At 46.5% G+C, this 25952-nt stretch carries 27 protein-coding genes and 1 riboswitch; of the genes, 10 read left to right on the forward strand and 17 right to left on the reverse strand.

Going from position 1 to position 25952, the window contains the following annotated elements:
• Positions 1–9: 9 nt before the first annotated feature.
• From QFZ51_RS03970 to thiS, 6 genes are all read right to left on the reverse strand, one after another.
• A complete protein-coding gene (locus QFZ51_RS03970) occupies positions 10–783 on the reverse strand; it encodes a thiazole synthase (RefSeq protein WP_370909000.1) in 774 nt (257 codons plus the stop codon).
• Positions 771–1403 carry a thiamine phosphate synthase gene (locus QFZ51_RS03975; protein WP_429043388.1) on the reverse strand — a complete coding sequence of 211 codons (633 nt, stop codon included), beginning with the start codon at positions 1401–1403 and terminating at the stop codon, positions 771–773. The genes QFZ51_RS03970 and QFZ51_RS03975 overlap by 13 nt, the downstream gene beginning before the upstream one ends.
• The gene (locus QFZ51_RS03980) at positions 1400–2152 is read right to left on the reverse strand and encodes a hydroxymethylpyrimidine/phosphomethylpyrimidine kinase (RefSeq protein ID WP_429043391.1); all 753 of its coding nucleotides are present in this window, start codon (positions 2150–2152) and stop codon (positions 1400–1402) included. The genes QFZ51_RS03975 and QFZ51_RS03980 overlap by 4 nt, the downstream gene beginning before the upstream one ends.
• The gene (locus QFZ51_RS03985; RefSeq protein WP_429043394.1) at positions 2128–2784 is read right to left on the reverse strand and encodes a thiamine phosphate synthase; all 657 of its coding nucleotides are present in this window, start codon (positions 2782–2784) and stop codon (positions 2128–2130) included. Before QFZ51_RS03985 ends, QFZ51_RS03980 begins: the two co-directional genes overlap by 25 nt.
• Before the next feature lie 23 nt (positions 2785–2807).
• Positions 2808–4664: a phosphomethylpyrimidine synthase ThiC gene (gene thiC / locus QFZ51_RS03990; protein WP_429043396.1), complete on the reverse strand. Its 1857-nt coding sequence runs from the start codon at positions 4662–4664 to the stop codon at positions 2808–2810.
• Between the two features lie 84 nt (positions 4665–4748).
• On the reverse strand, positions 4749–4952 hold the full coding sequence (thiS, locus tag QFZ51_RS03995) for a sulfur carrier protein ThiS (protein ID WP_079471618.1): 204 nt from the start codon (positions 4950–4952) through the stop codon (positions 4749–4751).
• 52 nt (positions 4953–5004) lie between these two features.
• A riboswitch (TPP riboswitch) is annotated at positions 5005–5108 on the reverse strand.
• Between the two features lie 63 nt (positions 5109–5171).
• On the opposite strand from thiS, the gene QFZ51_RS04000 reads away from it, so the two are divergent.
• The gene (locus QFZ51_RS04000; RefSeq protein WP_370909005.1) at positions 5172–5648 is read left to right on the forward strand and encodes a lipocalin family protein; all 477 of its coding nucleotides are present in this window, start codon (positions 5172–5174) and stop codon (positions 5646–5648) included.
• On the opposite strand, the gene QFZ51_RS04005 is transcribed toward QFZ51_RS04000, so the two are convergent.
• The 3 genes from QFZ51_RS04005 to dnaN all read right to left on the reverse strand — a co-directional run bounded on the left by QFZ51_RS04005 (position 5645) and on the right by dnaN (position 8237).
• A complete protein-coding gene (locus QFZ51_RS04005) occupies positions 5645–5896 on the reverse strand; it encodes a hypothetical protein (RefSeq protein ID WP_370909006.1) in 252 nt (83 codons plus the stop codon). The two genes, QFZ51_RS04000 and QFZ51_RS04005, sit on opposite strands and share 4 nt — an antisense overlap.
• A gap of 49 nt (positions 5897–5945) precedes the next feature.
• On the reverse strand, positions 5946–6782 hold the full coding sequence (locus tag QFZ51_RS04010; protein WP_429043401.1) for a sterol desaturase family protein: 837 nt from the start codon (positions 6780–6782) through the stop codon (positions 5946–5948).
• Between the two features lie 336 nt (positions 6783–7118).
• The gene (dnaN, locus tag QFZ51_RS04015; protein WP_370909008.1) at positions 7119–8237 is read right to left on the reverse strand and encodes a DNA polymerase III subunit beta; all 1119 of its coding nucleotides are present in this window, start codon (positions 8235–8237) and stop codon (positions 7119–7121) included.
• A gap of 386 nt (positions 8238–8623) precedes the next feature.
• Between dnaN and QFZ51_RS04020 the strand changes: the two genes are divergently transcribed.
• The 8 genes from QFZ51_RS04020 to QFZ51_RS04055 all read left to right on the forward strand — a co-directional run bounded on the left by QFZ51_RS04020 (position 8624) and on the right by QFZ51_RS04055 (position 17182).
• Entirely contained in the window at positions 8624–9883 is a 1260-nt protein-coding gene (locus tag QFZ51_RS04020; protein WP_429043404.1) for a pyridoxal phosphate-dependent aminotransferase, read from the forward strand.
• Positions 9884–10230: 347 nt separating this feature from the next.
• Positions 10231–10836, forward strand: a complete 606-nt coding sequence (locus tag QFZ51_RS04025) for a TetR/AcrR family transcriptional regulator (RefSeq protein WP_429043407.1) — start codon at positions 10231–10233, stop codon at positions 10834–10836.
• Positions 10837–10845: 9 nt separating this feature from the next.
• Complete coding sequence (locus QFZ51_RS04030; RefSeq protein ID WP_370909011.1) at positions 10846–11460, forward strand: TetR/AcrR family transcriptional regulator; 615 nt, start codon at positions 10846–10848, stop codon at positions 11458–11460.
• A 24-nt stretch (positions 11461–11484) separates the two neighbouring features.
• Positions 11485–12840 (forward strand): TolC family protein, encoded by a 1356-nt coding sequence (locus QFZ51_RS04035; protein WP_429043411.1) that lies wholly within the window; start codon positions 11485–11487, stop codon positions 12838–12840.
• Between the two features lie 45 nt (positions 12841–12885).
• Positions 12886–13578, forward strand: a complete 693-nt coding sequence (locus QFZ51_RS04040; RefSeq protein WP_429043414.1) for an efflux RND transporter periplasmic adaptor subunit — start codon at positions 12886–12888, stop codon at positions 13576–13578.
• Positions 13523–13957, forward strand: a complete 435-nt coding sequence (locus tag QFZ51_RS04045; protein WP_429043417.1) for an efflux RND transporter periplasmic adaptor subunit — start codon at positions 13523–13525, stop codon at positions 13955–13957. The genes QFZ51_RS04040 and QFZ51_RS04045 overlap by 56 nt, the downstream gene beginning before the upstream one ends.
• A 41-nt stretch (positions 13958–13998) precedes the next feature.
• Positions 13999–14628: an efflux RND transporter permease subunit gene (locus QFZ51_RS04050; protein ID WP_429043419.1), complete on the forward strand. Its 630-nt coding sequence runs from the start codon at positions 13999–14001 to the stop codon at positions 14626–14628.
• The gene (locus QFZ51_RS04055; RefSeq protein WP_429043422.1) at positions 14573–17182 is read left to right on the forward strand and encodes an efflux RND transporter permease subunit; all 2610 of its coding nucleotides are present in this window, start codon (positions 14573–14575) and stop codon (positions 17180–17182) included. The genes QFZ51_RS04050 and QFZ51_RS04055 overlap by 56 nt, the downstream gene beginning before the upstream one ends.
• A 33-nt stretch (positions 17183–17215) precedes the next feature.
• Here the strand turns inward: QFZ51_RS04055 and QFZ51_RS04060 are convergent, their stop codons facing one another.
• The 8 genes from QFZ51_RS04060 to QFZ51_RS04095 form a co-directional block, all read right to left on the reverse strand.
• Positions 17216–17416, reverse strand: a complete 201-nt coding sequence (locus QFZ51_RS04060; protein WP_429043424.1) for a hypothetical protein — start codon at positions 17414–17416, stop codon at positions 17216–17218.
• Between the two features lie 62 nt (positions 17417–17478).
• Positions 17479–19065: a transferase gene (locus QFZ51_RS04065; protein ID WP_429043426.1), complete on the reverse strand. Its 1587-nt coding sequence runs from the start codon at positions 19063–19065 to the stop codon at positions 17479–17481.
• Positions 19066–19186: 121 nt separating this feature from the next.
• A complete protein-coding gene (locus tag QFZ51_RS04070; protein WP_429043429.1) occupies positions 19187–20602 on the reverse strand; it encodes a nicotinate phosphoribosyltransferase in 1416 nt (471 codons plus the stop codon).
• A gap of 18 nt (positions 20603–20620) precedes the next feature.
• Positions 20621–21526 (reverse strand): NUDIX domain-containing protein, encoded by a 906-nt coding sequence (locus QFZ51_RS04075; protein ID WP_370909019.1) that lies wholly within the window; start codon positions 21524–21526, stop codon positions 20621–20623.
• 206 nt (positions 21527–21732) lie between these two features.
• The gene (locus QFZ51_RS04080) at positions 21733–22419 is read right to left on the reverse strand and encodes an NUDIX hydrolase (RefSeq protein WP_429043432.1); all 687 of its coding nucleotides are present in this window, start codon (positions 22417–22419) and stop codon (positions 21733–21735) included.
• Positions 22420–22431: 12 nt separating this feature from the next.
• Complete coding sequence (locus tag QFZ51_RS04085) at positions 22432–22842, reverse strand: hypothetical protein (RefSeq protein WP_429043435.1); 411 nt, start codon at positions 22840–22842, stop codon at positions 22432–22434.
• A gap of 12 nt (positions 22843–22854) precedes the next feature.
• Positions 22855–23250 (reverse strand): nuclear transport factor 2 family protein, encoded by a 396-nt coding sequence (locus tag QFZ51_RS04090; protein WP_429043437.1) that lies wholly within the window; start codon positions 23248–23250, stop codon positions 22855–22857.
• 106 nt (positions 23251–23356) lie between these two features.
• Positions 23357–24634 (reverse strand): M28 family peptidase, encoded by a 1278-nt coding sequence (locus QFZ51_RS04095; protein ID WP_429043440.1) that lies wholly within the window; start codon positions 24632–24634, stop codon positions 23357–23359.
• A gap of 202 nt (positions 24635–24836) precedes the next feature.
• Between QFZ51_RS04095 and gcvT the strand changes: the two genes are divergently transcribed.
• Positions 24837–25925 (forward strand): glycine cleavage system aminomethyltransferase GcvT, encoded by a 1089-nt coding sequence (gene gcvT / locus QFZ51_RS04100; protein ID WP_429043443.1) that lies wholly within the window; start codon positions 24837–24839, stop codon positions 25923–25925.
• Positions 25926–25952 lie beyond the last annotated feature (27 nt).

Below are 25952 nucleotides of genomic sequence, written 5' to 3' on the forward strand. Positions count from 1 at the left end.
ATAAAATAATTATGCTTCATCAAGAAATGCGATCAACGGACTGGAAGCTACCGCGTGCTGGCTGCTGGCAGGTAAACCAGCTTCGTAGGCCATGCGCCCCGCTTCCACTCCTGCTTTAAATGCGGCGGCCATCTCCACCGGGTTACGGGCGACGGCTATCGCGGTGTTTACCAGCACAGCGCTGGCGCCCATTTCCATTGCCTGCGCGGCATGGGAAGGACTGCCAATACCTGCATCCACAATTACCGGTATATTGCTTTGTGCGATAATGATTTCCAGGAAATCGAAGGTTTTCAATCCCTTATTGCTGCCAATAGGAGCGCCAAGCGGCATCACCGCCGCAGTGCCCACATCTTCCAGCCGCTTGCATAATACCGGGTCGGCATGCACATAAGGAAGCACTACGAAACCCAGTTTCACCAGCTCTTCCGCCGCCAGTAATGTTTCTATCGGGTCGGGCATGAGGTAGCGGGGATCAGGATGGATTTCCAGCTTTATCCAGTTGGTTTCCAACGCTTCACGGGCTAACTGTGCCGCATATACGGCTTCTTTGGCAGTACGTACGCCGGAAGTATTTGGAAGCAGGTGTATTCTTGAATGCGACAGGTGCCGCAGCATATCATCTGCCTTATTATCCATTTCTACCCGTTTCAGCGCCACGGTGACCAGCTCACTGCCAGAGGCCAGCAGCGCACTTTCCATCACCTGGGGAGAAGAAAATTTACCGGTACCGGTAAACAAACGGGAATGAAATTCCCTGCCGGCAATAATTAATGGCTCCATGTGGATAATTGTTTTAACTGTTGATGAATCTGGTTCACAACGGCCCGTTTGTCTGTTGCATGTGTAATTAGCCCGCTGAGGGCAATACCGTGAATACCGGTTTCCATCAATGCCGGGATATCTTCCGGCAGGATACCGCCAATGGCAATAACGGGGATGCCTATATTTTTTTCTTTTAAAGATTGCAGGATAGATTGATAACCGCTCAGTCCCAATATGGGGCTGAGATTTTGCTTGGTGGTAGTGAACCGGAACGGACCAACACCTACGTAGTTGGCGCCATCCTGCACATGCTGCAGGATATCTTCAAGGGTATTAGCCGTGCCGCCAACAATCATGTTCCTGCCGGTAATGGCATGGGCCGCGGCAACGGTCATATCCAGTTTGCCTACGTGTACGCCCGCTGCATTTACCGCTACCGCGATCTCCGGATAGTCGTTGATAATGAGAGACGCCTGGTAACGATCGCAGATTTTTTTTGCCAGCTCCGCCAGCGGCAATACGGTGGCCGGTGATTCGTTTTTGATACGAAGCTGGATCCATTTGCAGCCGGCGTCACAGGCGGCGAGTATATTATCGGTATGCGATGGTTGCGATATGTAATGTAAGTTGCTGATCATATGTGATGGTATCCTGTTAATGATGAATGACTGGCCAATAAATTTTCCGTATATACTTTACCGTTAGCACATGCTTCCGGCAGTGAAACGCCGCGTGCCAAACCAGCAGTGATGGCGGCCGACAGCACACAGCCCGAACCATGTTTTGGAAATACTTCTTTCTGTACAGGAGGAAAGGTATGGATCACATCACCGGTATAAAGTATATCGTATCCCGGTTTGTTTTTATGATGACCTCCCTTTAGCAGTACCGCGCAGCCGGCAGATAATTGCCGGGCGGCTGCTTCTCCATCCGTAAGCCCTGTTAACAACAATGCTTCGTCGTAATTAGGCGTTAACAGGTAAATTTCGGCCAGCAGTTCTTTCCAGGCCTGCTGGTGAATGCTGCCGTGGAAAGAGAAACCCGCCGACGCTTTTAATACCGGGTCCACGATGATACGTATACCGGGCGATAATTGTTTTACCTGTCTTACCAGCTCCAGCAAAGACTGTATATCCGGCATGATACCTATTTTGCAGTATTGCAGCCGCGTACTGCATAACAACGGTTTTGCCTGCGCCAGTATATGCGTTACCGGTATCCACTCCACTGATATAAATTGTGCAGGTGTTTGCACCGTGATGGCAGTACAAACGCCCATTCCGTTTACCATGTGTTGTTCAAACGTTTTGATATCTGCCAGTAAACCTGCGCCCCCGCTGGGATCCAGGCCGGCAAAGCTCATCACGTAAGGTCGCTCTTGTTCCATAGTTGTTGAATACGGCAGTAGTGTTCCACGGCTTGCGCCGGTATTTTCCAGATGGCTCCCAGCAAAGCTGCACCATCAAATTGCCATGTTTTTAATAAATGTATATTGCTGTGATCCACGCCTCCCAAAGCAAGCACCCGGCGGTTGTTTTTATCAGGTAACATCCCTTGTACCCGGCCATGATAGCCAGGTTTTGAGATACTGTTAAATACCGGGCTCAGTAACAATGTTTGAAAGCGTTTGTCCGTTAGCGTTATACCTTCCGGCGAATGAATACCTGTGCTGTTTTCCTTAAAATTTTCCGGAGATAGATAACTGGTTAGTGGTTCCGTTTCACCGGCACCTGGGGCCGTTTTTTCGTTACTGGTCGCAGCATCTGATAAAAACCGTTGTATCCACTCTCTGCTCCAGTGTACGCCCGCGAGGCTATACCTGGCAGCGAGCGCACCATGATCACGGATAAGTACGCGGTTGTAACACTCCGGCGGCAGCTTGTCCAGTAAAGCGGCATACTGCCCGGCTGACCAGCCAGGCTTTCTTAACAGTACCCGCTCTACTCCCGTAGTTAATAAGGCCGCAAGGATATCCACTTCTTCGTGTATACGTTCGGGTGATGTGATGATCCAGATCAAATATTTGTGTTTAAATGCTGTATCTACAGGTAAATTTCGCCGCCCTGTTCTGCAAAAGCTGCGGCCTTTTCCTTCATGCCGGCAGTCATGGCGTCCTCTTCTTCCAAACCTTTTTGCGCGGCGAAGTCACGTACTTCCTGCGTTATTTTCATGGAGCAGAAGTTGGGACCGCACATAGAACAGAAGTGAGCCACTTTGGCGCCGTCTGCAGGCAGTGTTTCGTCGTGATACGAGCGGGCTGTTTCCGGATCCAGTGCCAGATTGAACTGGTCTTCCCAGCGGAACTCAAAGCGGGCCTTGCTGAGTGCATTGTCCCTGTGTTGCGCACCCGGGTGGCCTTTCGCCAGGTCGGCAGCATGCGCAGCGATCTTATAGGTGATCACCCCCTGCCGTACATCTTCTTTATTTGGTAACCCAAGATGTTCCTTTGGTGTTACATAACATAACATGGCACAGCCAAACCAGCCTATCATGGCGGCGCCTATTCCTGAAGTGATATGATCGTAGCCAGGTGCAATGTCGGTGGTTAAAGGACCAAGTGTGTAGAAAGGAGCTTCATGACAGTGTTCCAGCTGCTTATCCATATTGGTTTTGATGAGGTGCATGGGTACGTGGCCCGGGCCTTCAATCATTACCTGTACTGAGTGTTTCCATGCTATTTTGGTAAGTTCCCCCAGGGTTTCAAGTTCTGCAAACTGCGCTGCATCATTGGCATCGGCAATACTGCCCGGGCGTAATCCATCGCCCAGGGAAAATGAAACGTCGTATGCCTTCATGATTTCGCAGATCTCTTCGAAATGTGTATACAGGAAATTTTCCTTGTGATGCGCCAGGCACCATTTAGCCATGATGGAGCCTCCGCGGGAAACAATGCCGGTTACGCGTTTGGCTGTTAACGGTATATATCTCAGCAGCACGCCGGCATGGATGGTGAAGTAGTCCACACCTTGTTCTGCCTGTTCAATCAATGTGTCGCGGAAAATTTCCCATGTAAGGGCTTCCGCTTTTCCGTTCACTTTTTCCAGTGCCTGGTAAATAGGTACGGTGCCAATGGGCACGGGCGAATTACGGATAATCCATTCCCTGGTTTCGTGGATATTTTTGCCGGTGCTGAGGTCCATGATGGTATCTGCGCCCCAACGGCAGGACCATACTGCTTTTTCCACTTCTTCTTCTATACTGGAGGTAACCGCGGAGTTGCCGATGTTGGCATTTATTTTTACAAGAAAATTGCGGCCAATGATCATGGGTTCACTTTCCGGGTGGTTAATATTAGCGGGGATGATGGCCCTGCCGGCGGCAATTTCCTGGCGTACAAATTCAGGGGTGATGAACTTTACAGGTGTGTTGGCGCCAAAGCTCTGGCCTTTATGCTGGTCCCAGAGGGGGTTGTTTTGCTCAAACAGTTTATCGGCGCATTGATTTTCCCGGATAGCAATGTATTCCATTTCGGGTGTAATGATGCCTTGTTGTGCGTAGTACAACTGGGTTACATTTTGACCGGGTTTGGCGCGCAACGGTTTATGCGTGTGGCTCATCAAAGGCATCTTGCCTCCTTCTTTCATCAGTTCTCTTACAAAGGGACTGGTATACTCCGGGAGTTGCTCCACGTCTTTCCGGCTGCTGATCCATGTTTCACGGATGCGCGGAATACCGGTGGACACATCAATATGGATATTGGGGTCGGAAAAGGCGCCGCTGGTATCGTATACAACAACGGGGGCGTTAGGAACGGCTTCTCCGTTTTTTCCATGAATGCGTGTATCCGTGAGCGTTATTTTGCGCATGGCTACTTTTACCGGGTGGATAGTTCCGTCCACATATATTTTTTCTGAAGCAGGAAAGGGTGTGCGGCTAAGTGCCACAGGCTGATTATGCATGATGTCTGGTTTTTTTAGAGATAGAAATGCCGGTCCGTAATGATGCATCACGGAAAAGACTATACGAAAAATGAAATGCAGGGTTTAGCCGCCCTGGGTAGCCCGGATAATAGTAATATTATCGGCTGCAGATAGTGGTTGGTTTTCCCAGGAGGTTTTCGGTATCACCTGGTTGTTGACGGCCACTGCAATGCCTTTTTGAGCAGAGATCTGAATAAACTGTAAGAGTGCAGCGATGGTTGTTCCCGGCTGCACCGCATAAAGTTTATTGTTTACATGCACTTCCATGTTAATTGGAATTTAAGTGAAACAATAAACTTTAAGGATGTGGAAAGATGAGAAAGGTTCAGTTACTTTTCCCTACGGCAGTATGAACTGCTTCAGGTACTGAGGGTATCATCTCAGTTTATCCTTCATATTGGATAAACACCCCTAAAGTGTAGATGTAAAAGTAATGGAAATATTTAAAAATTACATTACAAATGATGAATTGTGTATTTTTAAATTATGGTACGATTCAGTTTAATGTGTTTATTGATACTGGCGGTTGCCTGTAAGGGGAGTAAGAAGGAGGCGGAGCAGGAAGAATTACAGGATGACAGCAGCCTGGTTAGTATAATCGCAGACAGCAGTAATGCCGGCATTACTGACAGCATTGCTGCTGTTGCGGATACGCTGCATATTGACGCAGCTAAGCTCATAGGAAAGTGGATACAGCCCGTAGCGGGCCTGGATAAGGAAACGCAGGGTTTTCAGCTTAGAAAGAACGGAACTGCCAGATCCATTAACATGTACACATTGGTATACGAAAAATGGTTACTGACACACGACACCCTGCTGTTGTGGAATCATTCTGAAGGCGTAAAAGATACCTCCACGATCGTGGATACAACTATTATAAAAGAACTGTCAGACACCTCACTGGTATTGTTTCCTGTAAAAGCCGCCGAAGGCTACGTGGAAAAATACCATAGAAGCAATTAATTATATAGCTGCCAGAGTCCTACCAGGCAGGCTACTACCGCCATAAATACGCCGGCAGCAGCGAGCTGCATATCGTCAATATTTTTTCTTCCTATATACAGGGAAAGAAGACCAACTACTATAGCTACTGAGCCTGCGGTAACTGCATAGGAAGGCGTGTGTGTACTGAAAGCGAATGCTGCCGATAGTACACCAATGATGAGCGCTGATATACAGGCTGTTTTTGTTAATGCTGTTGAGTGTTGCATATATTCGAATTTTAAAGAACAGGTGAAGGAATAATTATTTGCAGGTATTTTATTTTTGCTGACTACTGATCTTTTCCTTCATCACGGGATTATCGTGTTCCCAGGGCACTTTTAACAGAGATCCTATTTCCTGGTAGCGGGCGTCCTGGTATTCATCCAGTCCGTATCTGATCGCCAGTGTATCCGGTACTTTTACAAAAGTGCCGAAGAGGCGATCCCATATAGAAAATATATTGGCATAATTAGCGTCTGTTTCGGGCTGGTAATGACTATGATGTACTTTATGCATATCCGGTGATACAATGATCCAGCTAAGCGCGTTATCCAGCCATTTGGGCAGATGGATATTAGCGTGATTGAACTGCGACATTAAGGCCGATATGGTCTGGTATAACATAATCATCCAGAAAGGCACTCCGAGAATCATAATAGCGGCAAAAAGGGCTATTACTCTCCATAGGCTTTCCACCGGGTGGTGTCTGAGGGCGGTAGTGGCGTCTATCTGTGTATCTATGTGGTGAATTTTATGAAACTGCCACATCCAGGCCGTTTTATGCTGTACCCAATGTATGAGCCAGGCCCCAATAAAATCCAGCAGTAATAATGCCAGTATGGTGTGTAGCCACAGCGGCAGTTGGGTCAGGTACAGGATGCCGAACTTCTGGGCGCTGGTCCACCGGGAAGCCTTTACAATAAGAAATGCCAGCCCTGTATTTACAATCACCGTGGTTAATGTAAAAAAGAGATTGGTACCGGCATGGCGGTAGCGGTTGCTGCTAAAACGGAACCGGGGGGCTATGCCCTCAATGATCCATAACAACAATAGCCCGCTCACCAGGATAGCAGTACGGTATACTGACGGAATATTTTCAAAAAAACTTACCATATCATGGTAATATATATAACGGTCTTTTTACGCTATGCTGTGGTTCTCCTTAACCAGGCCAACAAAATCTCTGCAGTGGATATGGGGGATGTGATCTTGTAATACGCAGTAAACATATATCCGTTACTGTTATTACCCTTGCGTTACTGTCCTGAATCCTCGGGTGTGTTCCAACCACTGATTCCGGAGAAAAATTACAACTATTTGGGGAATATAAAAAGGCCTCTTTTAGGCCACAGGCAAAGAAAAAAGCAACCTCTTTGTCAGAGATTGCTTTATGTATGAGTTTTTAGCTATAAGTATTTATCTTTTTAGCATTTAGCTAACAACCGCCGATTAGTTGTTCAGCATCAGCGGCATTACCAGCATAAGGAGGTCCTCATTCTCTTCTTTTTCGGATGGTCTGAGGATACCTGCTTTGGTGGCAGTGGCCAGATCGATGGAGATTTCATCTCCTTCCGCTGCATTCAGCATTTCGATGAGGAATTTCGCATTAAAAGCAATCTGCATATCATCGCCGGTGTATTGGCAGTTCATGCGTTCGTTACCTTCAAAGGAGAAGTCCACATCCTGGGCAGACAACTGGAGCTCGCTGCCGGTGATGCTTAAAGCTACCTGGTTGGTGCTCTTATTGGCGAATACACCCACACGTTTTAAGGCGTTCTGGAAATCGCTTTTTACCACGGTGAGGCGGTAAGGATTATCTTTTGGTATTACTACCTTATAGTCAGGGAAACGGGCATCGATGAGGCGGCAGATCATCTGTGCACCCTCGTGTTGCACGAAGAAGTGGTTCTGGCTATAAGCTACTTTAATTTCAGTTTCGTTATCAGGCAGGGCTGATTTCAGCAGGTTCAGCGGTTTTTTAGGCACAATGAAGGTATCTGCCTGCGGGCATTTTACGTCTGTTCTTACATATTTCACCAGGCGATGTGCATCGGTGGCAACAAAAGTAAGACTGTCCGGAGCCAGCTCGAAGAATACGCCTGTCATAGCAGGTCGCAGGTCATCGTTGCTCACCGCAAACAGGGTTTTATTGATGGCGGTAACAAGACCTGTAGCAGCCATGGTAAAGGAGGTGGTATCATCCGCAGCGGGTTCTTTCGGGAAGTTCTCCGGATTTTCCCCCATCACTTTATATTTACCATTGTCTGAAGTGATTTCTACTGCGTAGGAGTTCAGGTCAATGTGGAAAGTCAGTGGCTGGTCGGGCAGATTTTTGAGGGAATCCATCAGGATTTTTGCCGGGATACAGATCCGACCGCTTTCCTTGGCTTCCACCTCCAGCTTCACCCGCATAACAGTTTCCAGGTCAGTTGCAACTACAGTCAGTTCGTTTTTGTCAATCAGGAACATAAAATCCTCCAGTATAGGCAATACTGTGTTTGAATTGATAACCCCGCTGATCTGTTGTAATTGTTTTAATAAAGTAGAGGAAGAAACAATAAATTTCATGGTTTATATAAGTTTGCTTATCATTTTTTGTTGAAGGGTAACCTTTAGGGCATGCCGCCCTGATTTTCTCCTGGCACCTCACATAAAAGGTCAAATGTACTGTAAACAAAGATAGAAAGTTTTGTCGTTCTCCCTAATTTCATCACATCTTATACACTAAGATAACGTGGTTTTACACAACGATTTGCAGTCATTCATATATTTCTTTTTAGTATAATACTAGATAGAAAGAATAAAAATACCCCTTCTGGTTAGATGAGATGCAATAACCAGTACCATTTATTAACGGAAGTGAAAAGAATTTACCTATTCTTTTAAATTATCTTCAAATCGGTTACTTTTGCCGCGCTGAAAAATTATTACAAACCAACAAAAAAAAGCAGGTTATGAAACTGTCTCATTTAGCCGAAACGTTGATTGGATCCGAAATCATTAAGTTAGCAGCTGAAATAAAGGAGAAACAGGCCAAGGGTGAGAAGATATACAACTTCACGATTGGCGATTTTGACCCGAAGGTATTTCCTATCCCGGTTGAATTTGAACAGGAAATCATAACAGCCTATAAGGAGCACCTGACCAATTATCCTCCTGCCGATGGTATCGCGGAGTTAAGACAGGCAGTAGGTGGTTTTATAGCTGAGCGTGAGGGTCTCTCCTACGATCCTGCAAAGGAAATCGTTATTTCCTGCGGCGGTCGTCCTATCATTTATGCTACTTTCAGAACCATCGTTGACCGTGGCGAGAAAATAGTATACGCTACACCATCATGGAATAATAACCACTATACCCACTTCCTGGAAGCGGAACACGTAGTGCTGGAAACCAAAGCAGAAAACTTCTTCATGCCCACGGCTGCAGAACTGAAGCCGCTCCTGAAAGGTGCTACCCTGCTGGCGCTCTGCTCTCCGCAGAACCCAACCGGTACCGCTTTCGGTAAGCAACAGCTGGAAGAGATATGCGACCTGGTACTGGCCGAAAACAAAAGCAGAGGCGCCGATGAAAAGCCCCTCTATGTATTGTTCGACCAGATGTATTGGGTGCTCACCTTTGGTGAAACACACCACCACAACCCGGTTACCCTCCGCCCGGAAATGAGGGATTATACGATCTTCATCGACGGTATGAGTAAAGCTTTCGCTGCTACCGGCGTAAGAGTTGGCTGGGCGTTAGGACCCGCACACGTAATTGGTAAAATGAAATCCATCCTTTCCCATGTTGGCGCCTGGAGCCCGATGGCAGAACAAAAAGCTGCTGCCCGCTACCTGGTACAGAAAGAAAAAGTGGATAAATACCTGCAACACTTTAAAGGCGAAATCGAAGAAAGACTGGTGAAAATCTACGAAGGCTTCGACAAACTGAAAAATGCAGGTCATAAAGTAGAAGCCATTGCTCCACAGGCTGCTATCTATCTCACCGTTAAATTTGACCTGGTAGGCAAACAAACGGCTGATGGCACTGCGCTTGCAGATCAGGCCGCTGTTACCTCTTACATCCTGAATGAAGCTAAAATAGCCCTGGTGCCGTTCTATGCTTTCGGATCCGCTAAAAACTCTCCATGGTACCGCCTCAGCGTAGGTACCTGCGTGAAAGAAGAGATTCCGGCGATGTTTGAGAAACTGCAGGCTGCACTCGAAAAACTGAAATAGCGGATTATTGCGGAGGTTGTCTTGAGCACTGATTACGCTGATTATACTGATTTTTCTTTTTTTGATTTATAAGTTTAAGGAGATATGAGCGGGTTTCGCTCATATCTCCTTTTTTTGTTTCTAGGGAGATACGAAAATCAAAAAGATTCAAAAAGAAAAATCAGTATAATCAGCGTAATCAGTGCTCAAGACAACCTCCGCGGCGATCCATCCGCTCAAATCTCCCCATCCTGACTTTCTGACTTTTATCTTCGAAAAGTTAAATGGGTGTTAAAAGGTCAACTTTAGTTACTATTTCAAAAAAAGTCCCTAATTTTGACCTTGAAACTAAAAAAGTCAAAAAGTTAATGCACACAGAAGCTAAAGATGAAATGAGGGATAAGATCCTGGAGGCGGCTCTGAAGCGTTTTACTCATTATGGCGCTTCTAAAACAACGATGAACGAAATAGCAGATGATCTTCACTGCTCCAAAGCATCGCTGTATTACTATTTCCCCGATAAAAAGGCGATGCACATTGCCGTGTTGCAAAAAATTGCGGAAGCATATTTTCAGCAAATGGAGAAGGAAGCAGTTCAGGTGAAATCGGCTGCCGAAGCATTATATAATATCATTGATCTCCGGAAAGATTTTATCAGCAAATTCTGCCGGCTGGAAATATTTAAAATATTACAGGATAACTCGGCGCTCTTCCTCGAAGAAAAGAAGAAGGCAAAACAACGGGAATTTAATATCCATACCACCATCATTAAAGCAGGTATTGCATCAGGAGAGTTTAAAGTAAAAGATCCTGAAAAAACCGCGGAACTATTGGTGCTGGCTGCTATGGGATTGCGCTTTTCTGTGCCCGATCATATCCGGGAAGACATGGAGCTGGATGAAGAAATGATGGACCAGGTAATAGAAAAACAAAAACAGTTACTCGAAATTTTCATAAAAGGAATAAAAGCATAAACGGAAATCATGGTAGTGAGGGAAAGGATACTGGAAACTGCGCTGAAAATGTTCAGGACATACGGTGTGAAAGGGGTAACTATGTTTGATATCGCCCGCGACTGTGGGATTTCCAAGAAAACAGTATATGAGCATTTCGAAGACAAACAGGCGCTGATAGACGAAGGGATGCAACAACTGTTGACAAACCATATTAACTACTTCCATGAGTGTTTGCAAACCACAGACAATGCCATCGAAGAACTGGTGCGTAACATGAAGTACATTACCAATCTGGCTAAAACCCTGAACCCGGTAATGCTGCACGAAATCCAGAAGTATCATCCGGATACCTGGCGCAGTATTGAGAGTTTTAAGTCGGATAACATGCTTTGTAACATCAAAAAGAATTTAAAAAGAGGAATGGCGGAAGGCCTATACCGCCAGAACCTTCATATAGATATTGTAGCACGTATGCGCCAGCTGCAGCTGGAGGCAGCTTTTGACCCGGAGCAATACCCCGCAGATCAATTTGAAATGCATGAGGTAATGGAACAGGTAACCGCCCACTTTATACTGGGAATTGCCACTATCCGGGGACATAAACTGGTAAACCAGTACCTGCAAATAAAAGAAGAAGAATAAAACTACTACGCTAAGATTTATTTTATGAAGCGATTAAAGTTAACGCTTGTCCTCCTCATTGGGATAGGGGTATATAACGGCTATGCCCAAACGCAACTGACCTTACAGGAAGCGCTGAGGTTTGCATTGAACAACAATAAACAATTGGCCAAAACCAAAATGGACGAAGAAATGGGTAAATACAAAACCCAGGAAGTCCGCTCCCAGGCCCTGCCACAACTGAATGGTAACGCTTCTTATACAGACAACCTGATGCTGCAGAAATCGCTCATCCCCGGTGCTGTATTTGGCAAACCGGATAGTTCCATACTGGTGGCTTTTGGTGTTAAATACAATGCTACCGTAGGCGCAGAACTCAGCCAGCAAATCTTTAATCAGGCAGTGTTTACCGGTTTGAAAGCTTCCAAGGCAGGAGAAGAATATTATAAGATACAAACGGAACAATCTGTTGAAAATGTGATCTATAATGTATCACAGCTCTACTACCAGCTGCTGGTAACACAGGAAAAGATCATCACCATCAACAGCAACATCGAGAAGCTTACGCAACTGGTAAGCGCCACCAAATCTCAATTTGATAACGGCCTCGCCAAAAAAATTGACCTGGACCGTATCAAAGTGAACCTCATCAACAATATGACACAACGTACACAGTTGCTGAATCAATATGCAACGCAAACCAACAACCTGAAAAAGGTGATGGGTATGCCGCTGCAGTCAACTTTCCTGTTGCCGCCGGCTTCACTGAAAGACATTGAAAACAAAGCCGCCGGTGTGTTGCAGTATGATGATATGAATCTCGCCAACAGAACGGAATACAAATTATTGAAGAAACAGGAAGAACTGCAGTTATTCCAGAAGAAAGCTTACCAGGCAGAAAATTATCCCTCGCTGTCGTTGTTCGGAAGATACTCTTACAACGGGATGAGTCAGCAATGGGCTTTTTCGAAAGACCCGACCAACTCAACCAGCTGGTTTGGTGCAGCAGCCATCGGCGTATCACTGAAGGTACCCATCTTCGATGGCTTTGGCCGCCGCTCCAAAGTGAGTCAGGCTAATGTAACCCTGCGTCAGCTGGGCAAGCAACTGGAAGACACAGAGCTGACCCTCAACACCGACTACGAAAACGCCAAGCTGATGGTGCGTAGTAATTTATCTACCATCACCACGCAAAAGGAGAACGTGGACCTCGCCAATGAAGTGTATTATTCTACTCAGAATAACTACAAACTTGGCCTGGCAGGCCTGACGGATCTGCTGAACGCAGAAACTTCGCTGGCAGATGCACAAAACAGTTATAACGAAGCCCTGCTGCAATACAAACTGGCAGAGCTGGAGATAATAAAAAGCAAAGGAAGTTTGAAAGACCTCCTGAACTAAACGTATAAACGAAAACAACGATAGAACACACAAACTATTTTGCAGATGAAAAAGTTTATAATCTGGGGCTTGGTGGCAGTAGGTGCAGTAGTACTGATCATGTGGAAACTCAGCGCTAACAAAAAAGCGAACGAGGCTAAAACAGAATTCGTAAAACAAAGCAATATCGGCGACATCCCGGTGCTGGTACAGAAAGTATCCCGCAATGATTTTTCCCAGGGATTCCTGGCCAATGGTAACTTTCAGCCAGTACGCGAACTGACGTACCTCGCCGAAACCGCCGGCCGTATTACCAAACTGCTCGTAGATGAAGGCAGCGTGGTAAGACAGGGACAACCCATTGCTTACATTGATGGTCAGCTTTTAAATACCGACCTCGAATCTGCAAAAGCTAACCTCAACCAGCTGAAAGTAGATAAAGAAAGATACGAGAGCGCGTTCCAGACCGGAGGCGTTACGCAGAAACAAATGGATGATGCACGCCTGCAATACGACATTGCGAAAACGCGCTATGAGGCTGCCAGCCGTCGCGTAAGCGATACTTATGTGAAAGCGCCTATCTCCGGAATTATTAATAAAAAATATATTGAACAGGGTGCTTACCTCTCTGTAGGCAATAAAATGTTCGACATCGTGGATGTATCCAGGCTGAAACTGTCTGTATCTGTAACCGGAAGGACAAGTGGTAACACTCAAAACCGGCCAGAAAGTACAGGTTACTTCCAACGTATTCCCTGAAACCCAGTATGAAGGCACTATTACCTTTATTGCTGCAAAAGGCGATAACTCCCTCAACTACCCGGTGGAGATGGAAGTCCGCAATATTGATGGAAAAGACCTGAAAGCAGGTATGTATGGTACTGCACATTTCGTAGATCCGAATGCGGCCAAAACAATTTTCATTGCCCGCACCGCATTTGTGGGTGGCGTAAACAGCAATACCATTTATGTAATGGACGGTAATGTGGCAAAGAAACGCAAAGTAGTGGCTGGCCGCATTGTTGGCGACCAGGTGGAAATACGGGAAGGGCTGAACGAAGGGGACACCGTGATTACCAGCGGTCAGATTAACCTGACTGAAGGCGCTGTTGTAGTGGCTCAGAACGGCAAAAAGTAAGCGAGGAAAATGTATCTGGTGTTTGACCAAATTTTTGCAACATGAAGATTACTGAAGTATCAATTAAGCGACCTACGATCGTGGTGGTGGTGTTCACCATCCTCACCCTGCTGGGCGTGATGAGTTATAAATCCCTGAACTACGAGCTGTTGCCAAAGTTCAGCTCCCCTATCGTAACCATTTCTACGGTATATCCCGGCGCCTCTCCCAATGAGGTGGAAAGTACGATTACCAAGAAGATTGAAGATGCGGTAGCATCTATGGAAAAGATCAAAAAGATCATTTCCAAATCTTCTGAAAGTCTTTCTGTTATTACCGTTGAGCTGAACAACGATGCGGATGTGGATATTGCCCTGCAGGATGCACAACGCAAGGTAAACGCTATCCTGGCAGATCTGCCGGGTGATGCCAAGCCGCCGTCGCTCAACAAATTCTCCCTGGATGACCTTCCGATCATGACGCTGTCTGCCACCGCTAAAATGGATGACAAACAGTTTTACGACCTGGTAGATAAGAAGCTGCAGCCATTATTATCCCGGTTACCTGGTGTAGCCCCAGGTATCACTGATTGGTGGCCAGGAGCGCGAAATACAGGTAAACGTAGATCCAAAAAAATTGCAGGCTTTCAACTTATCTATCCTGCAATTACGTCAGCTGATCACCAACGCTAACCTTGACTTTCCAACCGGTAAGGTGAAAACTGCCAATGAGCAGATCCTGATCCGTTTGGCCGGTAAATATAAAAACGTAGACCAGCTGCGTAACCTGGTGTTGAAAACAACTGAGGATGGCACACAGGTGCGGCTGACAGACGTTGCCGATGTACAGGATGCCCAGAAAGATGCGGATCGTATTGCCCGCGTAGATGGTGTTAGTGCGATTGCCCTGCAGGTACAGAAACAAACGGATGCCAACGCGGTAACCGTAAGTGAAGAAATGAAAAAGGCCATCAGCAAAATTGAAAAAGATTATGCTGCGAACGACCTGAAAATGCTGGTAGCAAACGATTCCTCCGACTTTACACTGGAATCTGCCGACTCGGTAATACATGACCTTATCCTCGCGGTAGTGCTGGTGGCTGTTGTGATGCTGTTGTTCCTGCACAGTATCCGAAGTGCGTTGTTTGTAATGATTTCCATTCCGGCTTCCCTCATTGCTACGTTCATCGGTATGAAACTGATGGGCTTCTCGCTGAACCTCATGTCGTTATTGGGCTTGTCGCTGGTAGTAGGTATCCTCGTGGATGATGCGATTGTGGTGCTGGAAAATATTTACCGGCATATGGAAATGGGTAAGAACCGTGTTCGTGCGGCATTTGATGGTGTGAAAGAGATAGGCTTCACCGTTACCTCTATTACGCTGGTAATTGTGGTGGTGTTCCTGCCCATCTCTTTAACTAATGAGCTGGTATCAAAGATCCTGCGTGAGTTTTGCGTGGTGGTAATGATTTCCACGATGCTTAGCTTGTTGTCGTCGTTTATGATTGTGCCGCTATTATCATCCCGCTTTGGTAAGCTGGAACATATTACCGGTAAAAACATTTTTGAGAAATTCATTCTCTGGTTTGAAGCACAGCTGCAGAAGTTCACCAACTGGATGACCAGCATCCTGAAATGGGCGCTGGGTCATAAAAGGATCACCATAGCCGTGGCAGTTGGTTTGTTGGTAGCTTCTTTCATGCTGGTAGGTAAAGGCTACATCGGTGGAGAGTTTATTCCCAAGGGCGACCGCGGACAGTTCATTGTAATGCTGGAAATGCCAAAGGATGCATCTGTAGAACAAACTAACCTGGCCACACGTACTGCAGAAAAATATCTTAATAAAAAACAGGAAGTTACCCGTTTGATCACAACAGTAGGTCAAACCAGTGAAGATGGTTTTGGTAATGCCCAGTCAACTGCTTATAAAGCGGAGATCACCGTAATGCTGGTGGGGCCGGAACACCGTTTGGATGCTTCCGATATCTATGCCGCCAAGATCAAAAAAGAACTGAAAAGTATCTTACCGGGTGTAAAGGTAAAAACCACGGATGTAAGTATCCTCGGTACCGCAGAGCGGGCGCCGGTAGAGCTGGTGGTGATGGGTACGGAGCTGGACAGCGTAATAAACTACGCTAAAAGAGCCATGGATACGCTCAAAACTATCAGTGGTGCTACAGAAGTAAAACTGTCGGTAGAAGATGGTAACCCGGAAATTAATGTGCAGGTAGACAGGGATAAGATGGCCGCACTGGGCCTCACACTGGATGCCGTGGGTGGTACTATGCAAACCGCATTCAGCGGTACAGCCGATGACTCTAAAGTAAAGTTCCGTCAGGGGGATTATGAGTACGATATCAACATCCGTTTTGATGATTTCAACCGTAAGAACCTGGAAGATGTATCCAATATACAGTTCATCAACGATAAGGGGCAACTGATCAAGCTGTCGCAGTTTGCTGTGATAACAGAAGGCTCAGGACCCAGTCACCTGGAAAGAAGGGATAAAAACACTTCTGTATCAGTGCAGGCGCAGGTAATGGGGCGTCCGTCAGGTACGGTTACCCAGGAGTTTTCCGACAAGCTGGCAAAGATGGACAAGCCCGCCGGCATCAACTACATTTTTGGCGGTGATGCAGAAAACCAGGGCGACTCCTTTGGTACCATGGGCGCGGCATTGCTGATCTCCATTGTGCTGGTGTACCTGATCATGGTGGCGTTGTACGACAACTACATTTATCCTTTCGTGGTATTGTTCTCTATTCCGCTGGCGATCATCGGTGCATTACTGGCACTGGCACTCACCAACAATACGCTGAACATCTTTACCATCATGGGTATCATTATGTTGATCGGGTTGGTGGCGAAGAATGCGATCATCCTGGTGGATTTTACGAACCAGATGAAAGAGCAGGGCCAAAGTACTTACCAGGCGCTGATTCATGCCAACCACGCACGTTTGCGTCCTATCCTGATGACCACCATCGCGATGGTGATAGGTATGTTGCCTATTGCATTGGCAACAGGTGGTGTGGGGTCCATTAAAAATGGATTGGCCTGGGCTATCATCGGTGGTTTGATGAGCTCCATGTTCCTTACCCTGATTGTGGTGCCGGTGGTATATATGATCGTAGATATGGGTATGGCGAAGCTGGGAATGGGCAGGTTGTCCAGCAAACGTTATATCAGGCAACGTATGGTGGCCTCTTATGAGGAAGTGCCTTTAAATGAAATTCATTCGAATTAAAGATATGTTACTAACAGTGTAACAGTTGTAGGTTTAGGTAATAGCCGGAGTAATCATACTCCGGCTTTCTTTTTCTTTGATTTTAACAATAAATTCTTTCCTTTTCACAATCCCGTTTATCTCTCCACAGTTTATATTTGCAGCAAATGCATTTATTCCTGACACTTCTCCCAAAAAACGATCAACAGACAGAAAACATGCTGGTGGCGGATAACCAGCCGAAAATAATTCCACTGAAAGACTATGGATTATGAGATGTACCGGAAAGTGATTTACAGCCACTTCCCGGTGACAGATTATTTTCTTGCTAAAAGCAGCATATGCGAAACAGGAAAAGGGATAGGTAAGGGTACACCATTTTTGCACGGGCGCATCAATTGTACCTTACCTTCCAGCCTGTTATTCACAATCCACTCGTTACGCCAGGTAGCAGACAAATTATCCAGCCGCAGGCCGGCTTCTTCCAGGGCGGCTTTCCAGTCTTCATAATTCCAGAAACAAAACGTTTCATGCATTTCACTGAGCCAGTTATCGTGGTAATCCTTTTTGAACAGGAATTCACACGCATTTTGCATGGACAGCTGTGCGTAAGTTTGTCCTGCTATGGTTACCCATTCATAGGGTAATTGAAAGCCCTCCTGACGGCGAAAGTCTTTCGCGAACTGCGTGAACAGCGCTTTGGTCGACAGCTTTCCCAGCCAGGCCGCCAGTTCGGGCGTACCTGCATTTTCAGGCAATGCGATATCATTTTCCCCGTCGGTTTCATTGAGCCAGAGCAAAATGGTTTCGTCTTTGTTTTCCGGTCCTACTACATCCCGGTTTATCCAGACCCCGCCGGGAACCAGTTCATTATAACGGTTACGTATAAACGCGATCAGGTCTTCCCGGCTGCCGTATGATTCTATTTCATGGGTGAGCGAAGAAGTATGAATGGTATTCATGCTGCCTGCTTCAAATACGAGGCTGGTCACTGCATTTTTTTGCGAGAAGAACACGGAAGGGTTGGCGAATTCACCGTTATGTTTTCTTTGAAGACAGATATCATACAAATGACGGGATACCTCTATACCGTAGAAATCGCATTCATGCAGGCGATCATCTTCGCAGGCCATTTTTATCCACGAACCAACGGCGCAGCCGATATCGCCGATGTTGCCAGGCTGAATATAAGGAGCTGTTTCCCGGTATTTCTGGGCGGCGATGTCGTCCATTTGTTTCACGTATACGTTGTAGTCGCGCGTAGCAGTAAGATCGCCGTCTGCGCCAATGATAGGATCTTTCAGGATATGTTGCACCTTGTCTCCTACGTTGTAGAGCGACCAGATTTTGAAAGAGGCCGGGTGCATCTGGTCGAGGACGGTTTTGTTTTTTCGCCAGTCGCCGGCCTGCGCTACCAGCTTTACAATATCCCAGGGCATGGGTTGTGTGAACTGGTTGCTTTCCGGGTCCCACTCTGCCGGCAGTATGGTGAAGCCATGTTTGATGTACATCTCCTTTACTGCGGTGGAGCAAATAACGAGGGTATTGGCCGGGGTGAGGGAATGGATCCCTTCACTGGAATGCCGTATAGTCTTTACCGTATATTCTGTAAAATCATTGATCACGCCTACATCGTCGATACCGTATACGTATACCGGCACATCCAGGGAGTTAGAAAATTCCTGGATGATCATAGCGCGGAGGTAGAATGGCACCGGGTTCCGTTTGGTGCCTAAATGATTGGCGGAGGTAACCGCGAAGATCACGCCTTCTATTTCCTGTGCGACTAACGGTTGGCCATACACGTCTTTTTCGCCTTCCAGTTTACATTTGATCAGGCGGTTCAGGTATTTGAACTGAAAATCTGTTAGCAGGTGATGCCGGCCGGGGATGAGTAAATACATGCCATGAAGTTAAGGAATGCGATGATTTTTTGTATACGTATTATGCAAAAATAACAGAGGGTGTATCGTAGATCTGATACACCCTCCTGAGGAAAACACGGTTGGAAGAAATAAGAATACGTTATAGTGTTGCGGTTTTTCTGACTTCATCAAAGGTGTAGCTGAGTGTTACTTCACCATTTTCAAATACCGTATGTAACAGGTCGGCAGATGCAGGCGCCTCTTCTTCAGACACTGTTTTGAAAGTATTGTTGTCTTTTATGAGCCTGAGTTTCCCGGCTTTTGATTTTTTGAAGGAAGTGCGTAACTGGCCGCTGGCGTCTAGTTCCACGGGCATCTTCTGAACATTAATTGCTTTTCCGTTTACCACAGCGTAAGCGCATTTGAGGGCAAACTCCTGGGTGTCGCGGTTTACACGTTGCAGTAAGGCGCCTCCCATGCCCAACACCAGGTTTTCTGCGCTGATGCCGGCCTGCTTCACGGCTTCCAGTATGCCGGGGATAGATGAATAGCTGATGCCATCGCCCTGGATTACCCTTACCTGCGGAGGCAGTACTTTAAATCCTTTTTCATTGGTGCTATAGCCGAATTTATCCATCAGTATGGTGAAGATGCGGAGCAGGGTTTGTACCGGATCGCCGCTATCAGGGCGAATTACCAGCGTGCCTTCTCTTTTGAGGATCTGTTCTTTTAAAGCAGTGCCCCAGTATTCTTCACAGGCCCTGAAAATGTTGTAGGAATCAGATACACAGGCGATAGTGCCGGTAGGATAACTATCCAATATATGTTTGAATATTTCCAGTTCTCCTTCTTCTCCAAGAAGTGTAACAACGGAGTGTTCGGTAGCCGGGATAGATAAACCGGGGGCGGCAGGTGCATCGTAATATTTCTTCGCAAATACGGAGCCGGGGATGGTGTCGCTGCCCGCAAAGCTTACCAGGTGGGCACTCCCGCCGATACCAGCGCTTTCAACAGAGCTGGCGCCACGGAATCCAAAGTCGTTCAGCACAAAGTCGATACCGCCGAAGGCAGCTGCACTGGCTGTTTCTTCATAATATTTCTTTACTACTTTTTTTATTTCCCTGGATACGGATGCCACGGTGCAGGGGTACCATACCTGCATCAGCAGTGTTTCAAGGAAGTTGGTGAGCCAGAAGCATTCCGGGTCGGTGTTTTCTATGGTCATCAGCACATTTCGTACAGGCACTACCGTGCCTTCTGCCACTGCTTTGATACGAACGGGGAGTTTACCGCCGTATTTATCGATGATGTATTCAAAGCGGCTGCGGTCAAATACATCTTTCCGGCCAAACACTTCTGTGAGAATGGTTTCGGCCTCGTCCAGTTTTTCTTTGGTGAATACCACACCGCTCAGGTATTCTTTCAGAAAGTATTGTAAGCCATAGAAAACAGTTTCTTCAAATTTACCGCCGCGGCTTTCCAGGTAAGAGTAGATGAATTGTGTACCGGGAATGTACAGTTTATGGTGGGAATATTTATAAGCATCGGCCAGGAGGATGAGATTTTCCTTTGTCATGTCTCAAAAGTTTTAGTCTTAGTCAATATATTTTTCGGTCAGTTTTGCCAGCAGGGGGATATGTGTATCATTGATCTCTCCTTTGGCAATTAAACCAGGTATATCCGTTACCGTTATCCAGCGGATTTCCTGTAAGTCGTCGCCAGCGGTGGGTTCGCCATATATAAGGTCTGTGCTGAACAGCGTGGTGATGATTTTGTTTACTTCGCTGCGGTAGCGCCAGTCATTTACCCTGAGGGAAGCTACATATTGCATGGGACCGGTTTCCACGGCGCCGCATTCTTCCTGTAACTCCCTGGCGGCGGCCATTTCGAAGTTGTCGTCTGTTGGGTCGGAAAAACCTCCCGGGAGACGCCATACGTTTTCGTTTGGCTTGCGGCCCAGCAACAGTTCTTTCTTATCGTTCCTGAACAATGCAATATCTACGGTAGCATATACAGAAGGAAAGAGATTGTAAGTATTGTAGATGATACCGGCGCGGAATTCTTCCGTATCAAACACCTTGTCAGATATCGCTTCCCGCATGGCGGTGGCGTTATAATCCTGTACCGGAGGCAGGGCTTCTGTTTTATATTTGCCGGAGTAGGTATCCATAAAGCTGTTGCGGCTGCCGTACAGCAAAAAGCTTTCGTGCGGGAAGTTGTTGCTAAGCAGTTCATCCAGTTTCTGTGACCATACATCATCGCTTTTCTGATCACTGAGGGGCAGTACAATGATTTCCGGAAATTGCTGCTTGATCATCCGTTCACGGGTATAGTAATCCAGTGGGTTTTTACGGCTGCCTCTCACCGGGCTAACGCCGAGTATGATGAGTACGCGGTTGTGCTTTTGTTTCACTTGGCGGATGAGTTCCAGGTGCCCTTCATGGAGGGAAGGCGTTTGGAACCGGGCGATAATAACTCCTGTGGGCTTTGTGTTTTGCATATCCGAGCTATTTTGTGTAATTGTTACACAAATATAGAAACCGTTTCTGTATTCCCAAAATATTTCTTGTAAAAAATACACAAAATAGGAAATGCGGTTGCTACAGGATATTAATATAGGGATTATTGCAGGGAAAATGGCATGTGGAAGATTGCCGGCATGCCGTGGCTGTTCAATCTTTAACCGGCCTGTATGATGCGACGGGTTTATATTTCAAACGTCATTCCTTCTTTCTTCAGCTTAAAATACCTGGCTTCATCAAAGCTGAACAGCTTCGCGGGCCTGCCCTGCGATACCTGTTTCTGTTTTTCGTTATGGGCGATCAATATCCCGAGATGATTAATCTTCTTCTGGAAATTGCGGCGGTCGATAGGCCGGTCCAGCAGGGTTTCGTAAAGTTTTTCCAGGTCGGCGATAGGGAATTTATTATCCAGCAGTTCAAAGCCGATAGGCTCGTAACGGATCTTGTTGCGGAGGCGTTGTACGGCAATATCAATAATGGCGGCGTGATCAAAAGCCAGTGTGGGCAGGTCTTTGATATTGAACCATTTGGCGTCTTCTGCATCGGAACTGGCGGCCAGTTTGAAATTGGTGGGATTTACGAGTCCGAAGTAAGCAATGGATACTACCCTTCCGCGCGGGTCGCGGCCGGGTAAACCAAAAGTATATAGCTGTTCGAGGTAGTTGATATTTACGCCGGCTTCTGTCAGCAGCTCACGGGTAACGGCTGTTTCCAGGGCTTCATCGTCCAGCACAAAGCCGCCGGGCAGCGCCCAGCTGTGCAGGTATGGCTCAATGGTACGCTTGATTAGCAGCACCACGATGCCTTCTTTGGGAATATATCCAAATACCACTGCATCTACAGTTAGTCTGATGTTTTGTATGATCGGCAAACTCTTATCTGATTATTTTGCTTGAATGTAATGTTCCAGTTGGGCAGTGCCTTTGTGTAAATTTACGAACAAAGGATTTTTCTGCGGATCAAAAACGATGATGGTGCTTTGTTCCCAGATATCCTGCGGGGTGGGCAGCTCAATGATCACTTCCTGGCCGTTTTCGCGGTGGAAAAGCAAACTGTCTTTTCCCGCCATATGTCTTTTATACTGGTGCTGATCCAGGTAATCAGTCAGCTCTTTTCTCAATTGCAGTACAGAATCGGTCAGCGGGTTGGAGGCCGGCTTGAACTCGCGGTACACGTAGCATTTTTCGGTGATAACGTCATAGGCCGATCTGTCGGTGGTGCGTTCATCGTTACGGGTATGGTTACACGCAAACAGCAACAAAGCAACTCCCAGTAGTGATAATATTTTTTTCATAATCTCATAGCTTTAATGTTCGTAACAATCATAGTTGCGTTGCCGGTAAATTTTCCCGTCGCGGAATTCTATGATGGTGCAAATGAATGCTTTCATTATTTGTCCCCGGCGGAAATGCCCGGCATCCACGCCTATTTCCCCTGTCCATTTGGCCTCTACCACCAGGGTATTTCCTGATTCCACTACTTTCAGCACGCTGAAGTGCTGCGATTTCAAAATTATTTTATTGGTGATCATGCTTTCCAGCATGATCTCAAAGTTCCGTTGTTTAATTTCATTCGAGAGCTGGTTTGGATATTCAGTCTGAATAATATTTGGATGAAAGATCCTGGCAAATTCAACGGGATCTGCTGAAAAGCTCTCCAGCAGCTGGAAATACCGGTATATAAGCGCCAGTTTCTCGTCCATTTATAGGGATAAATTGAAATTTTACGAATGACGTATTTATGCGAAAATATACATTTCGCACTTATATGTAACCTGCAAATTTTGAAGCGATCTTAATTCGGGCACCTCACTGGATGCTGCTGAACGCGAGTTTATCCCTGTTATTTGTTTTGTCGATGATGTTGTACACCAGCTTCAGCACATGCAGGGTGCCATCGTAGTTCACTTTATCTGCGGAAGTATTTTTGCAGAAATAGAGTACCGGTATATTTTTTTTGTAGAAAGATGCATGATCGGAGTTGCTGATACCACTGGAATCATATACCAGTGGCAGCTCTTTGCCGGCAGCTTCCTGAACAATGGCCGACCATCCGGGCGATGTGCCGGTACCACCGATCTGTAATGCCGTACCCGGGTTCAGGGTGCCGATACCATCCATATTAATCATGTAGTTCACCTGCGAAAGATCTACGGTACTGTGGGACGCAAAGTAAGAAGAGCCGGAAAGTCCCTGTTCTTTCCCTGAAAAGGCGATAATAATATAATTGTTGTTATGAAGACGGGAGCCTTTCAGTAAGCGGGCTATTTCCAGCATGGCGGCGGTACCGCTGGCATTGTCTTCCGTTTTGTCGGTGGTTTCCCAGCCGCGGTAATCGTAATGCGCGCCAATCACGATGGTTCTGGGAGCTTTATTGTTGATATAGCCGATTACGTTGGTGCCATTACGTTTTATAGTTTTGAAGGCTACCTGCATGTGAATAGGAAATCCATCCGCGTCGTCAGCGCTCAGTTTTTTGCTGACGTCGGCATTAAGCCATACGGCCGGGATGCCGGCGGCTTTGGGACGTTCGGCCAGCCATTTCATTACTTCGGGAGCTGTTTCTTTGCCATTGTAAAATACCACACCGGTGGCGCCGGCTTTTTCGGCAGTCTGTGTTTGCTGTAAATACTGGTCTGACATGCTTTTCCGGCCGTCGGTATCCAGTTCGGCTGCATTGATCAGCCAGATATTATCGGGTTCGTTCACCCCCGGAATAGCTTCTCCTTTGGCCGATTTACCGGCACTGAAAGGCAGTGGCACAAATTGTTTACCTGCTTCCAGTTTGTTTCCGCCAATGGTCATCTGACAGTCTGCCGACGGTTCACGGGTTTCTTTAACTGTAAATGCCTGTAAAAAACCATCCTCGCCCATAGGCGTCAATCCTATTTTCTGCATTTGCGCAGAGATATAGGCGGCTGCCAGCTGTTCGCCAGGAGCACCGGTACTGCGGCCTTCCAGCTTATCGCTGCTCAGGTAACTGATGTGTGTTTGCAGGTTACCAATTGTTTTGCGGTCTTCCTTTTTCTGGGCATGAACGTGTATGGTTACAACTACCAATGGTAACAGCCAGGTCTTCTTTTTCACAGCGAATCTGTTTTGGGTGTTGCAGCAAAATTACGAATTACAGACGGCCCAAAGCACATCGGCAGTTAATTCTTTTGACTATATCATTGTATTTTAAGTATTTATAATGTATGCCTTTCGTCTTAAAACAGTCATACGCCGTTTTATGTTGGCCGTTCATAATTTCCAAATCGCTATTTTTGCCCCGTTTTAAAAACAAAGTATGAAAAACACGCCTTTTACAGAGAAACACATTGCGCTGGGCGCCAAAATGGCTGCCTTTGCGGGTTACAACATGCCTATTTCCTACACTGGTATTAACGATGAGCATCAGGCGGTACGTACCAACGCCGGTGTGTTTGATGTAAGCCACATGGGCGAATTTATTTTAAAGGGTGAAAATGCGCTGGACCTGATTCAGCGTGTTACCAGCAATGACGCTTCCAAGCTCACTGCCGGGAAAGCGCAGTACAGCTGCCTGCCAAACAACGAAGGCGGTATCGTAGATGACCTGCTCGTTTATTGTATCGAAGAAAATAAAGTATACATGCTGGTGGTAAACGCCAGTAATATTGAAAAAGACTGGAACTGGATTTCCCGGTTCAACACCAAAGGAGTGGAAATGCACAACATTTCCGATAAAACCTGCCTGCTCGCCATCCAGGGCCCCAATGCTACCAGCATCCTCCAGCCGCTTACAGAAACCGACCTGGTGAACATGAAGTACTACACCTTTACCAAAGGAACCTTTGCAGGCGTACCAAATGTAGTGATCAGCGCTACCGGATACACCGGCGCAGGCGGCATCGAAATTTATTTTGAAGATACCGACGGAGCAGCCGATAAGATTTGGGATGCCATCTTCGCAGAAGGCACTCCTAAAGGTCTGAAGCCTATCGGTTTGGGCGCACGTGACACACTTCGCCTGGAAATGGGATTCTGCCTCTACGGAAATGATATCGACGATACCACTTCTCCAATGGAAGCAGGTTTGGGTTGGATTACCAAATTCACCAAACCATTTACCTCCAGCGAGTTATTCGCAAAACAAAAGGCAGAAGGCGTTACCAAAAAACTGGTAGGCTTTGAAATGGTAGATAAAGGCATTCCCCGCCACGACTACGAAATCAGGGATGCTGCAGGTAATGTAATTGGCCGCGTAACTTCGGGTACCCAATCGCCTTCTATGCAGAAGGCTATCGGTCTCGGTTATGTGAAAACAGCTTTTGCAGCACAGGATACAGAAATTTTTATTGCGGTAAGAGACAAGGCCCTGAAAGCAAAAGTGGTAAAAGTGCCTTTCCTGAGCTAGGAATATGTATGAATAGCCGGTTAAAGT

It is taken from the genome of Chitinophaga sp. W3I9, assembly GCF_050434025.1.
Classification (GTDB): Bacteria; Bacteroidota; Bacteroidia; order Chitinophagales; family Chitinophagaceae; genus Chitinophaga.

Excerpts from the sequence above, each read along its gene's own strand:
- QFZ51_RS03970 (WP_370909000.1), bottom strand. The coding sequence starts at position 783 with ATGGAGCCATTAATTATTGCCGGCAGGGAATTTCATTCCCGTTTGTTT.
- QFZ51_RS03975 (WP_429043388.1), bottom strand. The coding sequence starts at position 1,403 with ATGATCAGCAACTTACATTACATATCGCAACCATCGCATACCGATAAT.
- QFZ51_RS03980 (WP_429043391.1), bottom strand. The coding sequence starts at position 2,152 with ATGGAACAAGAGCGACCTTACGTGATGAGCTTTGCCGGCCTGGATCCC.
- thiC (WP_429043396.1), bottom strand. The coding sequence starts at position 4,664 with ATGCATAATCAGCCTGTGGCACTTAGCCGCACACCCTTTCCTGCTTCA.
- thiS (WP_079471618.1), bottom strand. The coding sequence starts at position 4,952 with ATGGAAGTGCATGTAAACAATAAACTTTATGCGGTGCAGCCGGGAACA.
- QFZ51_RS04000 (WP_370909005.1), top strand. The coding sequence starts at position 5,172 with ATGGTACGATTCAGTTTAATGTGTTTATTGATACTGGCGGTTGCCTGT.
- QFZ51_RS04005 (WP_370909006.1), bottom strand. The coding sequence starts at position 5,896 with ATGCAACACTCAACAGCATTAACAAAAACAGCCTGTATATCAGCGCTC.
- QFZ51_RS04010 (WP_429043401.1), bottom strand. The coding sequence starts at position 6,782 with ATGGTAAGTTTTTTTGAAAATATTCCGTCAGTATACCGTACTGCTATC.
- dnaN (WP_370909008.1), bottom strand. The coding sequence starts at position 8,237 with ATGAAATTTATTGTTTCTTCCTCTACTTTATTAAAACAATTACAACAG.
- QFZ51_RS04020 (WP_429043404.1), top strand. The coding sequence starts at position 8,624 with ATGAAACTGTCTCATTTAGCCGAAACGTTGATTGGATCCGAAATCATT.
- QFZ51_RS04025 (WP_429043407.1), top strand. The coding sequence starts at position 10,231 with ATGCACACAGAAGCTAAAGATGAAATGAGGGATAAGATCCTGGAGGCG.
- QFZ51_RS04030 (WP_370909011.1), top strand. The coding sequence starts at position 10,846 with ATGGTAGTGAGGGAAAGGATACTGGAAACTGCGCTGAAAATGTTCAGG.
- QFZ51_RS04035 (WP_429043411.1), top strand. The coding sequence starts at position 11,485 with ATGAAGCGATTAAAGTTAACGCTTGTCCTCCTCATTGGGATAGGGGTA.
- QFZ51_RS04040 (WP_429043414.1), top strand. The coding sequence starts at position 12,886 with ATGAAAAAGTTTATAATCTGGGGCTTGGTGGCAGTAGGTGCAGTAGTA.
- QFZ51_RS04050 (WP_429043419.1), top strand. The coding sequence starts at position 13,999 with ATGAAGATTACTGAAGTATCAATTAAGCGACCTACGATCGTGGTGGTG.
- QFZ51_RS04065 (WP_429043426.1), bottom strand. The coding sequence starts at position 19,065 with ATGTATTTACTCATCCCCGGCCGGCATCACCTGCTAACAGATTTTCAG.
- QFZ51_RS04070 (WP_429043429.1), bottom strand. The coding sequence starts at position 20,602 with ATGACAAAGGAAAATCTCATCCTCCTGGCCGATGCTTATAAATATTCC.
- QFZ51_RS04075 (WP_370909019.1), bottom strand. The coding sequence starts at position 21,526 with ATGCAAAACACAAAGCCCACAGGAGTTATTATCGCCCGGTTCCAAACG.
- QFZ51_RS04085 (WP_429043435.1), bottom strand. The coding sequence starts at position 22,842 with ATGAAAAAAATATTATCACTACTGGGAGTTGCTTTGTTGCTGTTTGCG.
- QFZ51_RS04090 (WP_429043437.1), bottom strand. The coding sequence starts at position 23,250 with ATGGACGAGAAACTGGCGCTTATATACCGGTATTTCCAGCTGCTGGAG.
- gcvT (WP_429043443.1), top strand. The coding sequence starts at position 24,837 with ATGAAAAACACGCCTTTTACAGAGAAACACATTGCGCTGGGCGCCAAA.